Source organism: Dysgonomonas termitidis (genome assembly GCF_054657735.1).
The window spans coordinates 1,200,269-1,221,530 of record NZ_BAAHYD010000003.1 but is presented as its reverse complement, the minus strand read 5'-3'; the positions used below and the strand labels follow the sequence as shown (position 1 = coordinate 1,221,530).

14 protein-coding genes and 1 pseudogene are annotated in these 21,262 nt (G+C 42.8%); 11 read left to right on the top strand and 4 right to left on the bottom strand.

What is annotated here, in order from left to right; translation table 11 throughout:
- Positions 1–43: 43 nt before the first annotated feature.
- The 4 genes from ACYQ3L_RS25880 to ACYQ3L_RS25865 all read right to left on the bottom strand — a co-directional run bounded on the left by ACYQ3L_RS25880 (position 44) and on the right by ACYQ3L_RS25865 (position 3,025).
- On the bottom strand, positions 44–724 hold the full coding sequence (locus ACYQ3L_RS25880) for a DedA family protein (protein WP_379993526.1): 681 nt from the start codon (positions 722–724) through the stop codon (positions 44–46).
- A 150-nt stretch (positions 725–874) separates the two neighbouring features.
- On the bottom strand, positions 875–1,417 hold the full coding sequence (locus tag ACYQ3L_RS25875) for a DJ-1 family glyoxalase III (protein WP_379993527.1): 543 nt from the start codon (positions 1,415–1,417) through the stop codon (positions 875–877).
- A 6-nt stretch (positions 1,418–1,423) separates the two neighbouring features.
- Positions 1,424–2,287 carry a cell envelope integrity protein TolA gene (gene tolA / locus ACYQ3L_RS25870; RefSeq protein WP_379993528.1) on the bottom strand — a complete coding sequence of 288 codons (864 nt, stop codon included), beginning with the start codon at positions 2,285–2,287 and terminating at the stop codon, positions 1,424–1,426.
- 3 nt (positions 2,288–2,290) lie between these two features.
- A complete protein-coding gene (locus ACYQ3L_RS25865) occupies positions 2,291–3,025 on the bottom strand; it encodes a pyridoxine 5'-phosphate synthase (RefSeq protein WP_379993529.1) in 735 nt (244 codons plus the stop codon).
- A 285-nt stretch (positions 3,026–3,310) separates the two neighbouring features.
- On the opposite strand from ACYQ3L_RS25865, the gene ACYQ3L_RS25860 reads away from it, so the two are divergent.
- The 11 genes and pseudogenes from ACYQ3L_RS25860 (at position 3,311) to ACYQ3L_RS25810 (ending at position 21,215) form a co-directional block, all read left to right on the top strand.
- Positions 3,311–4,180, top strand: a complete 870-nt coding sequence (locus tag ACYQ3L_RS25860) for an NAD kinase (protein ID WP_379993530.1) — start codon at positions 3,311–3,313, stop codon at positions 4,178–4,180.
- 332 nt (positions 4,181–4,512) lie between these two features.
- Positions 4,513–5,358, top strand: coding sequence for a hypothetical protein (locus tag ACYQ3L_RS25855; protein ID WP_379993531.1), 846 nt, complete (start codon positions 4,513–4,515; stop codon positions 5,356–5,358).
- A gap of 387 nt (positions 5,359–5,745) precedes the next feature.
- A complete protein-coding gene (locus ACYQ3L_RS25850; RefSeq protein ID WP_379993532.1) occupies positions 5,746–9,012 on the top strand; it encodes a SusC/RagA family TonB-linked outer membrane protein in 3,267 nt (1,088 codons plus the stop codon).
- 13 nt (positions 9,013–9,025) lie between these two features.
- Positions 9,026–10,921, top strand: coding sequence for a SusD/RagB family nutrient-binding outer membrane lipoprotein (locus tag ACYQ3L_RS25845; RefSeq protein ID WP_379993533.1), 1,896 nt, complete (start codon positions 9,026–9,028; stop codon positions 10,919–10,921).
- Between the two features lie 145 nt (positions 10,922–11,066).
- Positions 11,067–12,233, top strand: coding sequence for an exo-beta-N-acetylmuramidase NamZ family protein (locus ACYQ3L_RS25840; protein ID WP_379993534.1), 1,167 nt, complete (start codon positions 11,067–11,069; stop codon positions 12,231–12,233).
- A gap of 44 nt (positions 12,234–12,277) precedes the next feature.
- The gene (locus ACYQ3L_RS25835) at positions 12,278–13,741 is read left to right on the top strand and encodes a sodium:solute symporter (protein ID WP_379993535.1); all 1,464 of its coding nucleotides are present in this window, start codon (positions 12,278–12,280) and stop codon (positions 13,739–13,741) included.
- A gap of 33 nt (positions 13,742–13,774) precedes the next feature.
- The gene (locus ACYQ3L_RS25830) at positions 13,775–14,638 is read left to right on the top strand and encodes an ATPase (RefSeq protein ID WP_379993536.1); all 864 of its coding nucleotides are present in this window, start codon (positions 13,775–13,777) and stop codon (positions 14,636–14,638) included.
- A 20-nt stretch (positions 14,639–14,658) separates the two neighbouring features.
- Positions 14,659–15,480 (top strand): N-acetylmuramic acid 6-phosphate etherase, encoded by an 822-nt coding sequence (murQ, locus tag ACYQ3L_RS25825; protein WP_379993537.1) that lies wholly within the window; start codon positions 14,659–14,661, stop codon positions 15,478–15,480.
- A gap of 75 nt (positions 15,481–15,555) precedes the next feature.
- Positions 15,556–16,743, top strand: a pseudogene (locus tag ACYQ3L_RS25820) (serine hydrolase domain-containing protein); the annotation flags it as partial.
- 21 nt (positions 16,744–16,764) lie between these two features.
- A complete protein-coding gene (locus ACYQ3L_RS25815; protein ID WP_379993538.1) occupies positions 16,765–19,770 on the top strand; it encodes a golvesin C-terminal-like domain-containing protein in 3,006 nt (1,001 codons plus the stop codon).
- A gap of 239 nt (positions 19,771–20,009) precedes the next feature.
- The gene (locus ACYQ3L_RS25810; RefSeq protein ID WP_379993539.1) at positions 20,010–21,215 is read left to right on the top strand and encodes a C40 family peptidase; all 1,206 of its coding nucleotides are present in this window, start codon (positions 20,010–20,012) and stop codon (positions 21,213–21,215) included.
- Positions 21,216–21,262 lie beyond the last annotated feature (47 nt).

The following is a 21,262-nucleotide window of genomic DNA, read 5'->3' as shown; positions in this document are numbered from 1 at the left end:
TCCTGTCAGTGTCAGTGGTAATAGTTTAAGATGTAATATCTTTTTATCCTTTGGCTTTTGTCGCCTTTCTCGCTTCCAATTTAGCCTTTATGACCTCGTATATTGCCGGCAGAATGGATACTATCACAATAAGGATAACTACTTTATCCAGATTCTTCTCAACCCACTCCAGTCGTCCGATGAGGGCTCCCAGGGTACAGAAAATAACCACCCAGGCTATACCTCCTATAACATTAAAAGAGAAGAAATGTTTATAACTCATTCTGCCCATACCCGCAACAAAAGGGGCAAATGTACGTACTATCGGTACGAAACGGGCTAGTATAATGGTTTTACCGCCATGTTTTTCATAAAACTTATTCGTCTTTTCCAGATACTCCTGTTTGAACACTTTGGAATTAGGGTTGCTGAATAGTTTTTGCCCGAAAAAACGGCCGATCGTATAATTGACTGCATCCCCTATAATTGCAGCAACTATAAGTATGGCAACTAAAAAATAAATATGAAGAGGATTATCAGGGCGTACAGCTATGGCTCCGGCCAGGAACAGCAGGGAGTCGCCCGGAAGAAAAGGTGTGACAACCAAGCCGGTCTCGCAGAAAATAATAAGGAATAATATGGCGTATACCCATACTCCATAGTCGGTTACCAGCATATCAAGCGTGCCGCCGGTGTCCCGCAGCAGGTTGAGGAAGAAGTTCCATACTTCATGTAAAAATTCCATTTTCTAAGTTTGAGTTATATTTAAAATATTTAATGCAACATTGTTTTATTATTACTGACGATTGCTGTTACAGATACAAAAGCCATAGTATAAATAGGTCCGCGACCTTAATAACAGAAATGATGAGACAAATCCCATCATTTCGTGTTTTTATTTTACTAATAGTCCGGCAGCTACGGCATCACGCTTTTCCTTTCCGGCCAGTTGTTCTACCAGATTCAGGGCAAAGTCGATTGTAAGTCCGGGGCCACGGCCTGTTGTGATGTTTCCGTCTACTACAACAGATTTATCTGTTTGCAGGGTAGCGCCTTTCAGGTATTGTTCGAAGCCGGGATAACAGGTCGCTTTTTTGCCATCCAGTAATCCCAAGCCGCCTAATACCATCGGCGAAGCACATATCGCTGCTACCTTTTCGCCTTTATTGGCAAAAGCGAGCAACTCTTTTTTCATATCCTCATGTTCATTAAATCGGGTTGTCCCGCCCGGTAATATCAGCAGTTCCGCTTCGGAGAAATTTACCTGGTCAAGCATCAAGTCGGCCGTAACCATTACCTGATGACTGCTCGCCACTTGCCTGCTATCTGTCAGGGATACTGATTTAACATTCAACTCAGCCCGGCGCAGAATATCGATTGTAGCAATCGCTTCAATGTCTTCAAATCCGGTTGTGAGAAATATAAATATAGTCTTCATACCAATTTAATTTAGATTAAACTTATATGTGATCGTTCCTTTTTGATTGGTAACAGAAGATACCGCGTTGAACTTCGTTCTTTTTGCCGCCCTTAATGCTTCGTTGCGCAGATTGGTATTCGGGGTATTGGTTCCTTTCCCTATCATAGCTTCTACGACATCGCCTTTGGCATTCACGAGTATGTCGACAACTACTGTACCATAATCATCCACAGAGTAATTCGGTTTAACAAGTCCTCCACTGCCAAGACTGCGCCCTCCGAGATCGAAAGAGCCCCAGCCCCCTACACCGGATGTCTTGCCGTAGCTCGCATTTCCTGTAGGTACACCCTGTGTTCCCTCTCCGGTGCCTTCTCCACGGCTGCCACTGCCTGTTCCATTACCAAATAATCCTGCCATTTGGTTGTTTATCTGGCCTTTTTTAGCCGCTTCTTGTTGAGCGATACGTTCGGCTTCGGCTTTCTTATGTTGTTCGGCAGCCTCCTGTTGTTTTTTCTCTTCGGCTTTCCGTTTGGCTTCTTTTATAGCTACCGTTTCTTCAAAGTCCTGGGTGACGGCTGTTTTTTGCGTATTGGTTACAGTCGGTTTTGCTTTGACTGTGGTATTCTCTACCATCGGGATGGGATCTTCCACTACATTCGGAGAGGTTGCTTCTGCTGCACCCTGATTTCCATTTCCCCTGCCAAAGGGTTCGTCATCACCGCCCGCATCGGCTACGTTGCCAAACATAACAGGCACTCCACCCAGCTCGTCGGAATGGCGTATGACCGGCGATGGTTTCAAATAGTAAAACAACAGGAACAGGATAATCAGCAGATGAAAACCCGCAGTTCCTATTATACTTATCATTTTATCTTTTTGTGCCTCCATATCTTAATCTAATAATTCGGGAGTTTCTCTTAAACAGTTTTTATAAGCCTTTATAGTCTTCTCCAAGCCCATATACAGTGCATCGCTAATCAGCGCATGACCGATAGAAACTTCGTCGAGCCAGGGAATATTCTTATATAAGAAATGTAGGTTTTCGAGGCTCAGGTCATGCCCGGCATTTACTCCAAGACCTAATTTCTTTGCATGCTTAGCAGCTTCCAGGAAAGATGCGACAGCAGCTTCTTTATTTTTTGCATAGTCATTGGCATACGGCTCGGTATATAGTTCAATCCGGTCGGTTCCGGTTTTAGCGGCGAACTCTATAATCTTCAGGTCGGTTCCGGTAAAGATGGAAGTACGTACACCGACTGCTTTGAATTCGTCAACCAGATCGGACAACAGTTGCTGGTTTTCGACAGTGTCCCAACCCGCATTAGATGTTATGGCATCGGGTTTGTCGGGAACAAGGGTTACTTGTGTGGGCCTGATCGTCGTAATCAGGTCTACAAACTTCTGGGAAGGATAGCCTTCGATGTTAAATTCTGTCCTTACTTTGGCTTTCAGGTCATACACATCCTTAAAGCGGATATGCCTTTCGTCAGGACGAGGATGAACTGTGATTCCTTGTGCGCCAAATTTTTCACAATCAAGAGCTACCTTCAGTACATCGGGGATATTCCCGCCACGCGCATTACGTAAAGTCGCTATTTTATTTATATTTACACTAAGTTTGGTCATAAAAAACAATTAAGGTCACAGACCTATTTATTATTTGGTAAGTAAAAAAACAATAGTAAGTTATGATTTTATATTATATCATTAAATACTCTCTTTTACCTAAAAAACGAACCCTCAAACATCAAATACTAAATCTATCATTATTAAGTTAAAACTTTTTAGCAACTTTGCAAAATGATACGTCATGCAAATGTAATACGAATTGGTGAAATAGTGTGTATCAGTTCCAATTTATTAACAGCTTGACTGTTTATTTGTTTGGTATACATCCAAAATTATAAGATAATGAAGATCGCGATATTCGGGAGTAAACATCAAAAGAAAGAGCAGGTAGAAAAATTGTTCAAAATCCTGCTGGACAATAACACTGAAATATACCTTCAGCAGAAATTCTATAATTATCTTAAAGATGTACTCTTTTTAGAATATGATATTGCCGGTATAATTATGAACGATGAATTCAATGTCGACCTGGTTGTCAGCATCGGCGGTGACGGAACATTTCTCCGCACGGCATCTATCATCGGCAAGAAGAATATACCCATATTGGGTATTAATGCCGGGCGCCTAGGATTCCTTGCAGATGTAGGTGACAAAGACCTCGAGGATACATTTGCCGATATCTTCTCCGGTAATTACCGTATCGAGCATCGCAGCCAGTTGCAATTATCTACCGAGCACAAGGATTATCTTGGCTTCAATTACGCATTGAATGAAATCGCGATATTGAAACAGGATACAGCATCCATGATTACTGTACACGCCCATATCAACGATGAATACCTCACATCGTACGAAGCGGACGGATTGATTATCGCAACGCCGACCGGCTCTACAGCCTATTCGTTGAGTGTGGGTGGCCCGGTAATGACTCCGACTGCAGCAAATATTGTTATAGCTGCCGTTGCTCCCCACAGCCTTAGCAACAGGCCACTGGTAGTGACAGACGATTGTGTGCTTACGCTGGAGGTTGAAAGCCGTAATCAGAATTTCCTTATCTCACTGGACGGGCGTTCCAACATATTTACTACGGGAACCAAACTGATAATAAAGAAAGCCGATTTTACACTGAGAGTTATAAAGCGCAAAGAGAATACTTTTTATAATACATTGCGTAACAAGTTGATGTGGGGTGTTGACCCGCGCCAAAGCTAAGGGTATATAAGCGATAGTATATAAAACGGTAAAAAAGGCTACAGTAAACCGATGTGCCAATTTACCAATATACAAATGTGCCTATCAGCAATCGCCGAAGCGAGGGCGAAACAATGACGTAAAGCAACTATACTGCAAACAGAGAACAGGCAACCTGCACCTTATATACCGTCTACCCGCAACTGCTCTAAAGGAGCCAATTGCCAGCCAGAATTTATATAATATCACATCTATCCGATTTCTGCATATAATTTCTATATTTGCATACATGAAGATTTTTGCATTGATTTATAATATTGGTTTTTATTTTTAATATATACACTTACATAACAATGATACTTTTGGCTGAAAGCGGATCTACTAAAACCGAATGGTGTTTAGTCAATGGAACCTCTGTTTCCGAACATTCCTTTACCGATGGAATAAACCCTTATTTCGAATCGAGAAAAGAAATCAGCCACACTATCAGGCTACAGCTACCCGAAATATTTTTCAAGACAAAGATCCGGGCTATATATTTCTATGGCGCCGGATGCTCTTCCCCTGAGAAAAAAAACGTAGTAAAAGCATCCCTCGAAGCCCAATTCCGCACCCCCGCTTTTGTAGAGAGCGACCTGTTGGGTACCGCCAGGTCTCTGTTTAACGACCAATCAGGAATAGCCTGTATTCTGGGTACGGGTTCCAACTCCTGCTTTTATGACGGAGAAGATATTATAAAGAATGTCCGGCCCCTCGGCTTCATTTTAGGTGACGAAGGCAGTGGTGCTTATCTGGGAAAAGCATTCCTGTCAGATTGCCTGAAAGGACTAGCTCCGGACGAGTTAGTCATTCCTTTCTACAAGAAATATGGCATCAATCCGGAACAAATACTGGATTATATATATAGCAAACCTTTCCCGAACAGGCTTTTAGCGGTACTCTCCTTTTATCTTTCCGAAAACCTCGGCCATCCTTATGTCTACGATTTAGTATATAGCAGCTTCAAGGCTTTTTTCGTAAGAAATGTGTTACAATACGACTGTCAAAACTTTCCTGTGCGCTTCTGCGGATCAGTAGCTAAAAAATATTCAAGCATGCTGAAACAGGTTTCAACAGACCTGGGGATAGCTATAGACAGTATTATCGAAAATCCCGTTGACGGACTGATCAGATATCATCGGAGCAGTCTTAAGTTATGAATTTTTGTTTATAACAATTAATAAAAGTTAATTTAAGGGATCTTTTTCCATTATACCCTAATTTATTTAAATATATTAATTTATATTTGTTAGTGTATTATCGTTTATCAGTTATTAGAATAAAAAACAAAGAAAGCATCAGTTCCGAATTACTTCATTGATAAAACTATAGATCATTGATGTAAAATCTTCTCTGTCTCAAAATGTGAATTTATACTAATTTTAGTATCTAAACATTAATTACATTATTGGCAAATATACCGTTTCGACGTATAACATTGGCATTACGAACCTTATTTTATTGGCAATTGTGCTATAAAAACACTATTTATTTCTATTAAGTAAGTAAGAACTTTCAATTATTATTTAAATTAAACCTATGCTACTATGATCGCATCAAAACAAGCCAGGAAAAGTTTTATAAAGAAACTCTTGTGTGTGTTCTTTTCCGTATTAGTACTATCTAATACAGGGAGCATAAATGTGCAGGCAAATACGGGAAAATCAGGGAATCCCGCCGATTTGCAACAAACGGTAAAAACTATAACAGGTACTGTTATAGACAGAAACGGAGAACCTCTGGTAGGTGTGAGTGTTACAATACAAGGCACAGTTACTGGTACAATGACCGACATATCAGGCAAATATGCAATAACGGTACGGGATAATAATCAGGTGCTGAATTTTTCATATATAGGATTCAAATCTATCTCAGTAGAGGCTAAAAACAATGTAATCAATATCACTATGGAAGAAGATGCCCAGATGATGGATGAAGTTGTAGTAACCGCAATGGGTATAAAAAAGGAAAAAAAAGCATTGGGTTATTCTGTTCAGGATCTCAATAGCAAAGAGTTAATGAAAAACAAGACTGCGAACCCGATCAACTCTCTGGCGGGTAAAATCGCAGGTGTAAATGTCACTCAGGCTAGTGGTGGAGCCGGAGCCGGAGCCAACATCATCCTTCGCGGCGGAACCTCCCTGGAACGGGACAACCAGCCGCTATTTGTCGTAGATGGTATTATTTATGACAATTCTACCAGTATAAATGGTAACAGCGCCTTTGACGGAGCACAATCCACCAACTCAACTTATAGTAACCGTGTAATGGACATCAATCCGGAAGATATAGAAAATATATCCGTTCTGAAAGGCCCTGCGGCGGCAGCGCTATACGGATCGCGCGCGGCAGCCGGGGTGGTACTGATAACAACAAAAAAAGGATCTGAAGGTTCGGTATCCGTCAGTTTAAACTCCAGATTTCAAACGAATTGGGCTAACCGGTTACCCGAACAACAAAGTCTATATAAAAGGGGTTCTTACCAGCAAGACGGCTCACTGATGGAAGGAGATGCCACCACCACAATGAGTTCGTGGGGAGCCAAATTCGGAGCAAATGAAACTATATATAACAACATTGAGGATTTTTTCCAGCCGGCAAATACATGGGATAATTCCGTAAGCATATCGGGAGGCTCCAAAACAGGAAGTTTTTATTTCTCTGCTTCCAATTTTGATCAAACGGGTATTATCCCGAACTCTTCTTACGATAAAAGTACGTTCCGTTTCAACGGCGAACAGAAATACGGAATATTAAAAGTCGGCGCAAACGTAGCATTTTCAATTGCAGACCAACTCAGTTCACTGACATCGGGAGGACTATATGGTTCAAACGGCGAAGGTGCCGTACAGGCCGCTTACATCTGGCCGCGCAATCTGGATATGAACTATTGGTTGAATGAAGACGGGACAAAACACCGTTTGTTTGACTGGGATTTGGTGCAAAACGACTATGACAACCCTTATTGGATCTTAAACAAAATGCCAAGAAAAGATAAGACAAAACGTTTTACGGGTAGTGTCAACGTCGGCCTGGATATTACCGACTGGTGGAGTGTCAACGCCACGCTGGGTATAGACCGCTATACCACCAATGCGTCGCGTTTTTCTGCACCTGGTTCCGGAATCTCTCTCATCTATCAAAAAGGCTTATTGTCCGAAAACGACAGGACGTATGAGTACTCAACTACCAATGTTATGACGAATTTCCATAAACAATTCAGCGATTTCGACCTGAATTTGTTATTGGGGACAACAAGCGAAGCCACATCAGTAATTTATAACGGCAGAAAAGCATGGAATTTCATTATTCCCGAATTCTATGTCGTAACAAATGTGGCAAATACTGACCTTGCCATCGCGCAGTCGAAAAGCAAAAAAAGATTAGTAGGAGCCTACGGCGAATTCAGAGCTTCCTACAAAAATTTTGCATACCTCACTTTTACCGGACGTAACGACTGGACATCCACACTCCCTATTAATTCCCGTTCTTATTTTTATCCATCGGTATCGGGTAGTATCCTCTTCACCGAGCTTCTGCCCAAAAGCGATATATTGTCGTTTGGAAAAGTACGCGCGTCCTGGGCAAGAGTAGGTAAGGATGCTGACCCCTATGTAACCAATACCTATGTTAACGCTCCCGAATTTACTAATTATAACAATGGGGACGGTTTGGGTATTCGTGACGAATGGACACAAGGCAATCCGTTTTTGATTCCCGAAATCACCGAATCGCAGGAATACGGGTTCGACCTCAAATTATTCAACAACAGGCTGGGAATAGAATACACCTACTACCAGAATAAAAGTAAAAACCAATTGATGCAACCACGCGCCAGCCAGACAACCGGTTATATACTTAAGACCACAAACGCCGGAGTTATTAACAATAAAGGTATGGAGTTGGCGATAAATGTAGTACCCGTAAAAACCAAAAACTTCACATGGGACCTCACCATCAACGCTTCGGGCAATAGGGGTACAGTAGACGAGCTACTACCCGGAATGGAAATATTGTATGTCACCGACGCGCAAGTAGGCAATGCCAAAGCGGCCTCCTTCAACAAAGGAAACTTTATGGGAATCTCCGGTTCGGAATGGCTGAGAAGCCCGGAAGGTTATCTGGTTTTAAACCCTGAATCGGGTATGCCTACTTCCGATGGTTTGGCAACTCATGAAATTGGAAACAGGGAACCTAAAGTATTTGGAGGCATCAACAATAGCCTTCAATATAAGAACTGGAATCTTTCCTTCCTTCTGGACTACAGAATAGGTGGAGATGTTTATAACGGTACTAACCATTACATGACAAACAACGGAACAAGTGCACTTTCTGCGAACCGTGACAAACTATCCATCACCGGCGTGGTGCAAACCGGTGAAGACATTGGCCCGAACGGAGAAAAAATACCCGTTTACTCGGAACCAAAAACATTCGAATATGAAGCGGGGAAAATGTATAAAGTAGGAAATCTGGATCTGAGCGGCGAATATATTATCAATAATTATTATTGGCAAAACGCTTATAACCTTGAGTCAGCCAATTATATGACAAATGTAAATTGGCTGAGACTTCGGAATGTCTCCCTGTCATACACATTTTCGCAAAGCACATTGAAAAAGTTGAAAGGAATAAAAGGATTGACAGTAACTGCATCGGGAACCAATCTTTTGCTGTGGACCAATTACAAAGGCATGGACCCTGAAACATCGGCAGCAGGTTCCGGTGCCGTAGGATCCAGTTCCGTGGGTATTGACTATTGCGGTATCCCTGCGTTGGCAGGTTTTTCATTCGGACTCAATATAACATTTTAAAATCAACATGAAAATGAAAAAAATAGTTTACATAATAATAGGATTCTTGCTGTTGTTAAACTTTTCAGCATGTCAGGATTGGTTAGACGTGAACGAAAATCCCAGCAAGGCCAACAATACTGTGCCTACACCCGACCTCCGGTTGAGGTCTATCCAAATGCAATTTATCGACGCATACGAATCTTCGGGTACGCGGGCTTCATGGATCACTCAAAATATTACCAAAGTACCAGCTAATAACAATAACGATAAGATACAAAGGTGGGACTGCCCTCTTGCCTCCACTACGTGGCCCTATCAGGCTTGGTTTGTATATTGTGCATCCAATCTGCAACCTTTGATCGACAAGGCTACGGCCGAAGAAGCATGGCAGTATGTGGGCGCAGCTCAGCTAATTCACGCCTGGGGTTTTATGCTGATGCTGGACATGTATGGGGAAATGCCTTACACGGAAGCCTTGGGAACAAGCATTACACCTAAATATGACGACGGGAAAACCATTTACTACGGCTGTATGGACATGCTTGAAAAAGCGATCGAGAATCTTTCGAGAAGCCAACCGGCGACAGCAACTCCATTATCAAACGGAGATATATGGAACGGTGGCGATCAACAAAAGTGGATTAAACTGGCATACGGTCTGAAAGCGCGCTGGCTCAACAATCTGAGTAAAAAATCATTTTATAACCCCGATGCTGTATTGGAAGCGTTGTCAAAAGCACCTCAGTCGGTAGCAGACAACACTGTAATGCGCTTTATAAACACCGCGTCCACGGACAAAGCCGGCACCGTAGCGGCATTACAGCATACAAATGTTGGTGCTACAGCTTCCCGCATGTCGAAATGGTATACCGACCTGCTGACAAACACATATACCGGAGGTTCCGGCGTAAAGGACCCGCGTGCCACACGGATTATTCCAAGTGCGGAGTTCTATAACCCGGCCACAGGGTTAAAAGAATGGAGATTGTCGAAAGGAGTTGACCTCATTTATTCGGACATCCGGACAAAAAGCGGTCCCGTAGCATTCGAAATCACAGCGACAAAACCTGATCCCACAACTACACATCCATCAGGTTTTGTGAGAGCCACCGCGGCGCAAAAAAGCGATCCGGCATTTACCAACAGGTGGTTTACAACAAACACTACAGCGGCAAGACAAGGCGACTCCGTATATATTTCCGTCTATTCCGATCGTCTGGATTGGATAATCGGCAAGGGAGACGAAACAAACGACCGCTATCTTGCCTATCGTTACAATGGCGTCACTGAAGCCAATCCTAACTACAACAACAGCATAATCAATGTTACTTCCACAGGAAGTTTCTATATCCGTGCCGACGCTCCCGCCCACCTGGTATGTTACCACGAAATGTGTTTTATCAAAGCGGAGGCCATGTTTCGGAAAGGAGATAAAGGGGGTGCTTTGACCGCCTACAAAGCCGGCATCCGTGCACACATGGAAGCTATGAATGAGAAATTAAAGGATTATCCGCAGGTATTGGGGAAAGAGGTTATAACAGAAACGGAAATATCGGCATTCTTGTCGAGTGCCGCCGTCGCTCAAAGCGCGGGAGAATTGACTATGGCCAAAATTATGCAGCAAAAACAGATCTCCATGTCTTTTACCGTACAAAACTGGACAGATATGAGAAGGTTCAATTACTCGGCTCCCGACTCACAATTCGGCGTTGTATATCCTGATTTTGGTAGGCCTTACGAATTTGACGCGGCAGCTCAGGAATGTTATCCGTCCACCGATCCGAACAATCTCCGTTACTGGCCACGCAGATTTCAGCAATGTACGCATGAGATTACTTATAATATAGAAAATTTACTGGCTTCGAATCCCGAAGCACAAAAACGGACGATATTATCATACCCCGTTTGGTGGGATACTGTTGAATAATTTTGTTTAGCTAGCAATATAATCCCGTTACTAAAAGTAGTAACACCCCTTCGAAACAAGGGGCGATCAACCTGTGTTTGTCCCTTGTTTTTTCCCAGTAATTCATGATTTTTAATTACAAATAAAAAATATTGAACAAAAAAAAATGAAAGTATTTAAACTGCTAATTTTATTGATACTTGTATCGCTTTCCTGTTTCACCCAAAACAATAGGGTGATAGTAGGCGCTGAATCTACAAATGAATTTTTCCCTATACTGAAGAACAAGCGCGTAGCAATAATGTCCAATCATACGGGCATGGTCGGAAAAGAACATTTAGTAGATATATTGGTAAAAAACAAGATCAATATGGTATGTATACTGTCTCCCGAACATGGATTCAGGGGAAATGCCGATGCCGGGGAACATGTATCCAGTTCTGTCGACGAAAAGACCGGAATACCGATACGTTCATTGTATGACGGGAAGGATCAAAAGCCCAGTTCGGATACGATGGATTCATTTGACGTTCTTATTATCGACATCCAGGATGTCGGCCTGAGATTTTATACGTACTACATCACCATGGCCCGGTTAATGGATGCATGCGCCGAATACAACAAGAAAATGATCGTACTGGATCGTCCGAACCCGAACGGTCATTACATAGATGGCCCTATCCTGGATATGAAACACAAATCGGGAGTAGGTTGGCTGCCGATACCTGTCGTACATGGCATGACATTAGGCGAACTGGCTCTGATGATAAACGGGGAAAAATGGTTACCTCAATCCCGTGTCTGCGATGTGACTGTTATTAAATGCAAAAACTATACGCATCAGACATTATACCAGCTGCCGGTCCCGCCATCACCTAACTTACCGAATATGAAGTCGATATATCTTTACCCCTCGACATGCCTGTTCGAAGCCACACCTGTGAGCCTGGGCAGAGGTACGGAATTTCCATTTCAGGTATACGGGCATCCGAATATGAAAGGGTATTCATTTTCGTTCACTCCGCAAAGCATTCCTGGTGCGAAAAATCCTCCGCAGCTCAACCGTGAATGTTTCGGTGTAGACCTCAGGAATATCCCAGATGAAGAAATATTTAAGAAAGGTTTTGACCTGTCATACATCATAGATGCTTATAAAAACTTAAATTTGGACGATCATTTCTTCCGCCCGTTTTTCGAAAAGCTCGTAGGAGTATCTTACATACGGAAAATGATAATGGAAGGGCGGTCGGCTGATGAAATAAAAGAAATGTGGAAAGACGATGTTGAAAAATTCAGGGAACAACGCAAGCCATACCTTTTGTATGCCGAATAGACCTGTAACTTATAACTTATAATTCATAACCCATAACTAAGAACATGAATCCAATATTAATACTTATTACCATCATCTCCTATTTTGCCGTCTTGTTTGGCATATCTTATATAACGAGCCGCAAAGCCGATAATGAAAGTTTCTTTGTAGGCAACCGGAAATCATCGTGGTACATCGTTGCCTTCGCTATGATAGGATCGGCAATATCCGGCGTTACGTTTGTATCCGTACCCGGTATGGTAGCTGTAAGTAATTTTGCCTATTTACAAATGGTAGTAGGTTTTGCTGTCGGACAATTCATTATCGCCTTCCTCCTGATTCCCTTATTTTATAAGATGAACCTGACTTCCATTTATGAGTACCTTGAAAACCGGTTTGGGATAGCATCCTACAAAACAGGCGCATGGTTCTTCTTTATTTCCAAAATGCTAGGGGCGGCAGTACGCTTATTCTTAGTGTGTGCGGTACTCCAATTCCTTGTATTCGAGCCATTCGGTTTACCTTTTATTCTCAATGTAGCGGTATCTATTGCTCTGGTTTGGCTATATACCTACAAAGGTGGCGTAAAAACACTTATCTGGACCGATTCGCTCAAAACCTTATGCCTCATCGTATCGGTGGTTATGTGTATCTATTATATCGCTTCCGATATGGATTTCAGCTTTGGTGGCATGCTATCGTCCATCAATGACAATAAATATTCGCAAATATTCTTCTTTGACGATATTAATGACAAAAGATATTTCTTCAAACAGTTTCTCGCGGGAGTGTTTACGGTGATTGCAATGACCGGACTAGATCAAGACTTTATGCAAAAAAACCTGAGTTGCAAAAATCCGAAAGACTCCCAAAAGAATCTTATCGTAAGTGGTGTGCTTCAGATTGTTATTATTTTATTATTTTTAATGCTTGGAGTACTTTTGTATATGTTTGCAGCAAGCAACAGTATAACTATTCCGGAAAAGAGCGATGAATTATTCCCTATGCTGGCCACAGGCGGATATTTTCCTGTTGTAGTAGGAATATTATTTATCATCGGACTCATTTCGGCGGCTTACGCAGCTGCGGGCTCGGCATTGACATCGCTGACCACATCCTTCACTGTCGACATATTGGGCAGCACTAAAAAAGGGTCGGATAGCACAACAGCCAACAAAAGAAAAAAAGTACACATAGCGATGGCCATTGTTATGGGAGTGGTTATTATTGTTATTAATTTATTGAATAATACGTCGGTAATAAATGCAGTCTATGTTTTGGCAAGTTATACTTATGGGCCGATATTGGGGATGTTTGCTTTTGGTATATTTACCAAACTAACAGTAAAAGATAAATACATACCACTTGTAGCAGTCCTCTCCCCGCTACTTTGTCTTGTAATAGACCTGAATTCTGAAAAATGGCTCAACGGATATTCGTTCAGCTATGAATTACTGATAATGAATGCGGCTTTCACATTCGTCGGCCTGTTATTATTGACAAAGAAAACAAAAACTGAAAAAGAATAAGTACAATTTGGATAACGTAAAGAATAATAAGATATGATTTTATTAGCAGATGGCGGTTCTACCAAGGTTGACTGGTGTTTAATAAATAAAGGTCAACTGATAAAACAGATTTTCACAAAAGGAGCAAATCCATTCTTCTGCACACGCGAAGAAATCAGTGAAGAATTGAGAATCTCTCTTACTCCCTATATATCAGGTCATAAGATAGAAGCCATATACTTTTACGGCGCAGGGTGCGCATTTCCGGAAAAGAATGAAATAGTAAGATCTGCTATCGCCGATAATTTCAAAGTTGACAAGATAGAAGTCGGAAGTGACTTACTCGCTGCTGCCAGAGGGCTATGCGGACACAGTGCAGGTATAGCCTGTATTATCGGGACAGGATCAAACTCTTGTTTCTATGATGGTGAAAAGATCACGTCGAATGTTTCCCCCTTAGGTTATATTCTGGGAGATGAAGGGAGCGGCGCTGCCTTAGGCCGCCTGTTTGTAGGCGCATGCCTCAAAAATCAGTTGACACCGGGTATAAAAGAAATTTTTCTCGGCCGGTACAATCTTACCCCGGGTATTATTCTCGAAAATGTATATCGCCAGCCTACCCCGAACAGGTTTCTGGCAAGCCTGTCTCCGTTCATACTCGAAAACATCAATGACAGCACGGTATATGATCTGATATATAATGCGTTTAAAGATTTCTACATCAAAAATGTAATGCAGTATGAATATGAAGACTATGATGTGCATTTTACCGGATCTGTTGCTTTTCATTATCAGCAAATACTGAGAAAAGCAGGGGATGATTTAGGCCTGAGAATCGGTAAAATCACGCAGTCCCCGATGGAAGGCCTCATCACATATTATAGTAGCCAGCAAGTCGTAGGCACATTTAATTCTTAATTCTTAATTCTTAATTAAAAATGTCCTTTATAAAAATAACAGAACAACCATCATTATATGACAATCTGGAAAACAAATCTGTCCATGAACTTCTGACAGATATTAACAAAGAAGACCAGAAAGTTGCTTTAGCAGTAGAAAAAGCCATCCCTCAGATAGAAAAACTCGTATCGCAGATCATACCTCGTATGCAACAGGGCGGCCGTATTTTTTATATGGGAGCTGGCACCAGCGGAAGACTGGGTGTATTGGATGCATCCGAGATACCGCCTACATTCGGGATGCCGAACACACTTGTGATAGGCCTTATAGCTGGCGGGGATACAGCTTTACGGAATCCGGTAGAAAAAGCGGAAGATAATCCGGAGACCGGATGGCGCGACTTACAGGCATATAACATCAACGAAAAGGACACGGTAATAGGTATTGCGGCATCGGGAACAACTCCTTATGTTATCGGCGCCTTACGCGAAGCACGGAAACACGGAATCCTTACAGGCTCTATTTCCAGTAACCCCGGCTCTCCCCTGTCACAGGAAGCTGATGTACCTATAGAAATGATTGTAGGCCCCGAATTTGTAACCGGTAGTTCCCGTATGAAATCGGGTACAGGCCAGAAAATGATATTGAATATGATTACTACCTCTACCATGATTAAACTGGGACGGGTAAAAGGAAACCGCATGGTAAACATGCAACTATCCAACGACAAGCTTGTAGACAGAGGCACCCGCATGATTATAGACGAATTGGGACTGGACTACGGGCAGGCGCAACGGCTCCTGCTATTGCATGGGTCGGTAAAAAAGGCAGTAGATGCTTACAGAGCCGATCATCAATGATTGACTTTCAGGTGTCAGTATTATAGAGTATTTCGCAGCAAAAAACTTATAACTCATAATTAAAACCAGTCTGACATGATTAAAAGAACAATAATTTTCCCGATATTATTAATCCTGGTATGCAGCACGCTTTACGCACAGTCGCTGCCCCTGGTCAACCCCCAAAAAGCAGGCTTGGATAAGTCCAGGCTGATATATGCAGACAATGCCATTAACCAGTCTGTTCAGGATGGAGACATCCCCGGAGCAGTACTGGCTGTGGTAAGGCATAAGAAACTGGCTTACCTGAAAGCTTATGGTAATAAACAAGTATATCCCGGAACAGTAGCGATGACCACAAATACGGTATTCGACCTCGCATCGTTAAGCAAACCCGTATCCACGGCAATATCTACAATGATATTACTGGAACGTGGACAATTGAGGTTAAGGGACCAGGTGGCTACGTATATACCGGGATTCCAGCCGTGGACAGATACTATAACAGGAAGAAAAAGAAATATAAGAATTGTCGATTTGCTGACCCATACATCAGGACTTCCACCCTATGCTCCCGTAGAAGAATTAAAGAAACAATATACAGTCCCGAATCCGGACGGGCTGATTACATACATATCGAATGTGAAACGCAACAATGAACCGACCAAAGTATTCGATTACAGTTGCCTCAACTTTATAACCCTCCAGCGCATCATCGAGAATATATCGGGTATGAGCCTGCAAAACTTCGCCAGGCAAAATATATTCAACCCACTGGGAATGAAGCATACCGATTACAATCCTACGGGTGAAACGCTCGATTTGACGGCTCCGACCCAAAGACAGGCCGACGGCTCCGTATTAAAAGGAAAAGTACATGACCCGCTGGCCAATATAATGAATGGCGGGGTTTCCGGGAATGCAGGCGTATTCTCCAACGCGGAAGATATTGCCATACTTGCCGCAATGCTGCTGAATGAGGGGGAGATCAACGGTGTACGCATACTGAGCCCGTTGACAGTCCGGGCGATGCGCTCCGTCCCGAAAGGGTTTGAAGAATTCGGACGCTCACTGGGATGGGATGTATATTCCGGCTATGCCAGCGATGGGGATTTATTCGATACGTCGGCATTCGGGCATACAGGCTATACGGGTACATCAATTACCATAGATCCCGGCTCAGGCACCGCAGTCATACTACTAACCAACAGGGTACATCCCGATGATAAAGGAGCAGTATCACGCCTACGCGAGGTAGTGGCGAATGTTGTAGCTGCATCTATAGTAAAGATCAAATGATGGATTATGAAAAATTGTAAGATAACCTATGTATTTATGTTATTCCTCTTCGTTGCCTTCCTTACAAATAACGAAATAAAGGCGCAGGAAATAACAAAAGATGTGACTGATAAGATCGGTGAATATCTCACCAAGACCATTAATCAGCAAACACGCATACGCCCTGTAACAATTGACTCTGTTGATATACAGAAAAAAAAGGTCCGGCTGTTCGCCAATGTCAATTTGTCTTTCGGAGGCTTTGACAGGCAACTGGTAGACGACATATATGCGGGAGTGAAGGAATATCTGCCGGATAATATGAAAAATTATCAGGTCGAACTTTTTTCCGACAAGTACAAAATAGAAGACTATATTCCGCTAATCAGGAAAGAAAAATTTACCAGCAAAGTTGATAAGCCGTTAATAACGCGCCTGTCTCATCCTGTAAAGAGCAGCAAAGGCCTTCAGAACCGCCATATCGCCATGTGGCAAAGTCACGGCTGGTACTACGAGCAAAAGCTGTCCCGCTGGGAATGGCAGCGTGCCCGCGTCTTCCAGACAGTAGAAGATTTATACACGCAAAGCTATGTTTTGCCATACCTTGTCCCTATGCTCGAGAACGCAGGAGCAAATGTTTTCCTGCCGCGCGAACGGGATACACAAAAGCATGAAATAATTGTAGATAACGATAAGTTCCTCAATAATTCTGCTTATAGAGAAACAATAGGAAAAGAAGCTTGGATAAAGGGGGACAGCACCGGATTCGCCCAGCTGAAAGAAACCTATCTGGACTTGGAAAATCCATTCCGGGACGGTACATACCGGCAGGTGAAAACCATAAGTAAAGGAGATGAAAGCGTTTGCGAATGGTTGCCCGATATTCCGGAAAAAGGAAAATACGGAGTGTATATATCTTATGCCAGCCTGAAAAACAGCAGTGAAGACGCCCGTTATACCGTGTATCACACCGGAGGTAAAACGGAGTTCAGCATCAATCAGACCATGGGGGGCGGCACATGGATATTCCTTGGATTCTTCTCCTTTGACAAAGGTAAAAATGAGAATTGTAAGATCACCTTATCCAACAAAAGCGCGAAAAGCGGGCGGATAATTACTGCCGATGCTGTAAAGATAGGGGGAGGTATGGGAAATATCGCACGTACCACCGATCCCGGAAATTTAAAGCAACCCGATGATACAATTGTATCTAAATTTCCGCCAATAAAGTACGAACTGGAAACGAGCAACCATCCCCGCTATACAGAAGGAGCGCGTTACTGGCTGCAATGGGCAGGTGTTCCCGACAGTGTGTACAGATGGACAAAAGGAAAAAGCGACTATACGGACGATTATCAGAGCCGTGGGTTATGGGTAAATTATATGGCGGGAGGATCTCCTGTTATCCCGAAGGGGAAAGGATTGAATATTCCTCTGGATATGGCAATGGCTTTCCATACTGATGCGGGCACAACCTACAATGATTCTATCATAGGCACGCTGACCATCTGCATGACGCATATAAACGATGAGATATTCGCGAACGGTACTCCGCGTATTACTTCCCGCGACCTTACATCCCTCATCATGGACGAAATAGTGAAAGACATACGCACCGGATATGAGCCGGACTGGACACGCCGCCATATATGGAACCGCAATTACAGCGAAGCCCGCATGCCGGAGGTGCCGACTATGTTGCTGGAGTTGCTCTCCCATCAGAATTTTGCCGATATGCGCTACGGACTCGACCCGGCTTTCCAATTTACGGCAAGCAGGGCTATTTATAAGGGAATACTTAAATTTATTGCTTATCAGTACAACTTCGATTATGTAGTGACGCCGTTGCCGATAAAATCGTTCAGCACCGGATTTACAGGAGATACTCAGGTGAAACTGCAATGGTTACCGGTAAACGACCCGTCGGAACCGACCGCAATACCAAACAGTTATATCGTTTATACCCGTACGGATAGCAACGATTTCGATAATGGTATATTGGTAAAGGATAACCAGACTACTATCGATATAGAGAAGGATAGGATATACAGTTTCAAGGTAACGGCGGTAAACGAAGGCGGTGAAAGTTTTCCTTCCGAAATATTATCCGTTTGCAGAAAATCGAATGAGAAAGGAACTGTCTTTGTTGTCAACGGGTTTCAACGGGTATCTGCTCCCGACAGCTTTGCCAGCAGTGACAGCATTGCCGGATTTTTAAGCTATAAAGACCACGGAGTGCCCGATAAGAGCCAGTATAACCTTATAGGCAGCCAGTATGAATTTCGCCGCAAGATTCCATGGATGGACGATGACGCAGCCGGATTCGGAGCAAGTAATTCCAATTATGAAACGACTGTAATCGCAGGTAACACGTTCGATTATCCGTTCGTGCACGGTATATCCATCGTAAATGCAGGCTACTCTTTCGCATCCGCTAATACGGAAGCCGTAATGAACGGTCTGGCTGATATGAACAATTATAAACTGACAGACCTTATATTAGGGAAACAGAAACAAGCGAAAATCGGGCGTGGCGCATTTCCTCCACGGTTTAAAACCTTCCCTGACGGATTACAGTCGAGAATAACAGATTATTGCAACCGGGGAGGAAACATATTTATCAGCGGCGCCTATGTGGGTACAGACCTCTGGGACAACGAATTTGTAAATGAAGAAGACAAGGTATTCGTGCAAAAGGTATTAAAGTATAAATGGCGGACAGGGCAGGCAGCGGTAACAGGAAAAGTCAAAAGCGTGGCTTCACCTTTCACACAGCTCACAGGAACTTACAGTTTCTACAATCAACTGAATTCGGATTGTTACGCAGTAGAATCGCCTGACGCCATAGAGCCTGCGGATGCAAACAGTTTCACCGTATTCAGGTATAGCGAAAATAATCTGAGTGCGGGAATAGCTTCTGATGATAATTATAAGACCTGCGTTTTGGGTTTTCCTTTCGAAACGATCAGGGAAACACCTTTGCGTGACCAACTGATGAAAAACATTCTGGATTTTATGTTTAATAGAAAATGATTAAGTAATGAATAATATTTATTGTCGCATTTGTTTTATAGGAGGGTGTTTCAAAAGTAAAACTACACGATCAAAGTGTCACTCTCTTTGTCATCCTGAGAGAAACGAAGGATCTCGACTCTGAGAAACGAGATGTTTCACTCCGTTCAACATGACAAAGAGAAAGTGAAAAATACTTTTGAGACAGCCTCCCACAGCCAAAATATATCAATAAACGCTTTTATTTAATAATAACTAATATGAGAATCAACAATATAACAAAACTGGTTGCAGCAGCTTTAATTCTCTTATCTGCCTGTCAGAATAAAGAAGAAAACGCACCTTATCCCGAACTTGATGCTCTCGTAGACAGTGTCAGAATGAAGCATGTACCGGACAGGCGGGACAATGTATATGACATCAAAGTGGTGGAGAATGAAGGCAAGCCTGTCATAAAAGGGGTGACTTCTCTGGAAGAGGCCAAAGCCGATTTACTGAAACAGATCCGGAAAAGTAATCCGGCGGCAATAGACAGCATCAGTGTATTACCTGATGAAACGGTCGGAGAAAAAACATATGGAGTGATTAACGTTTCAGTAGCAGATGTACGCATGGGTGCAAGTTATGCCGCTGAAATGGGAACCCAGCTATTACTGGGAGCGCCTGTACAGGTTTTGCAACACGACGACTGGTGGAGGATAAAGAGCGCGGAAGGCTATGTGGCATGGACGACCGGCAGCTCATTTGTAAGAATGACAAAAGATGATTTCAATAAATGGATAACTGCAAAGAAAATCATTTTCACAGATGATTACGGCTTCGGATATGAAAACCCTGATGAAAAGAAGCAAAGGGTATCCGATCTTGCATTCGGCAATATGCTGAAACTGGAAGCCGACAACGGACGTTTCTATAAGGTATCTTATCCTGACGGCCGCATCGCTTATATATTGAAAAGCCAGAGCAAACCCTATGAAGAATGGCTGGCATCAGTCAGACTGACAGAAAAGAGCATTCTGGAAAAGGCTCTGTCTCTCAAAGGTATCCCGTACACGTGGGGCGGTACATCCGTCAAAGGCATGGATTGCAGCGGATTTACCAAAACAGTGATGCTGATGCATGGAATTATTCTTATGCGGGATGCTTCCCAGCAGGTAAAGACCGGCATTCCTGTGGATATAAGCAATGGTTACGAAAACCTGCGTCCGGGTGACCTGATGTTCTTCGGAAAAAAAGCGCAGGACGGAAAAAAAGAACGGATACGCCATGTTGCCTTTTACAAAGGTGATAAAGAGTTCATCCACGCTTCGGGATATATAAGGATAAACAGTCTGGATTCGACCAAAGCAAATTATGACGAACTAAATACCCGCGAGTTTGTACGGGCGTCGCGAGTTATCGGTGCTGTGGATACTAAAGGAATCTGGAGTATAAATAATAGTCCGTTATATAAGGAGCAGAGATAATTAGCGAATTAGCATATTTGAAAATCAGCAAATGGAGCGCAAACGAC

Bases quoted from the DNA above. Each gene is read 5' to 3' on its own strand.
- ACYQ3L_RS25880 (WP_379993526.1), bottom strand. From the start codon at position 724: ATGGAATTTTTACATGAAGTATGGAACTTCTTCCTCAACCTGCTGCGG.
- ACYQ3L_RS25875 (WP_379993527.1), bottom strand. From the start codon at position 1,417: ATGAAGACTATATTTATATTTCTCACAACCGGATTTGAAGACATTGAA.
- ACYQ3L_RS25835 (WP_379993535.1), top strand. From the start codon at position 12,278: ATGAATCCAATATTAATACTTATTACCATCATCTCCTATTTTGCCGTC.
- ACYQ3L_RS25855 (WP_379993531.1), top strand. From the start codon at position 4,513: ATGATACTTTTGGCTGAAAGCGGATCTACTAAAACCGAATGGTGTTTA.
- ACYQ3L_RS25865 (WP_379993529.1), bottom strand. From the start codon at position 3,025: ATGACCAAACTTAGTGTAAATATAAATAAAATAGCGACTTTACGTAAT.
- ACYQ3L_RS25810 (WP_379993539.1), top strand. From the start codon at position 20,010: ATGAGAATCAACAATATAACAAAACTGGTTGCAGCAGCTTTAATTCTC.
- murQ (WP_379993537.1), top strand. From the start codon at position 14,659: ATGTCCTTTATAAAAATAACAGAACAACCATCATTATATGACAATCTG.
- tolA (WP_379993528.1), bottom strand. From the start codon at position 2,287: ATGGAGGCACAAAAAGATAAAATGATAAGTATAATAGGAACTGCGGGT.
- ACYQ3L_RS25845 (WP_379993533.1), top strand. From the start codon at position 9,026: ATGAAAAAAATAGTTTACATAATAATAGGATTCTTGCTGTTGTTAAAC.
- ACYQ3L_RS25850 (WP_379993532.1), top strand. From the start codon at position 5,746: ATGATCGCATCAAAACAAGCCAGGAAAAGTTTTATAAAGAAACTCTTG.
- ACYQ3L_RS25830 (WP_379993536.1), top strand. From the start codon at position 13,775: ATGATTTTATTAGCAGATGGCGGTTCTACCAAGGTTGACTGGTGTTTA.
- ACYQ3L_RS25815 (WP_379993538.1), top strand. From the start codon at position 16,765: ATGAAAAATTGTAAGATAACCTATGTATTTATGTTATTCCTCTTCGTT.
- ACYQ3L_RS25840 (WP_379993534.1), top strand. From the start codon at position 11,067: ATGAAAGTATTTAAACTGCTAATTTTATTGATACTTGTATCGCTTTCC.
- ACYQ3L_RS25860 (WP_379993530.1), top strand. From the start codon at position 3,311: ATGAAGATCGCGATATTCGGGAGTAAACATCAAAAGAAAGAGCAGGTA.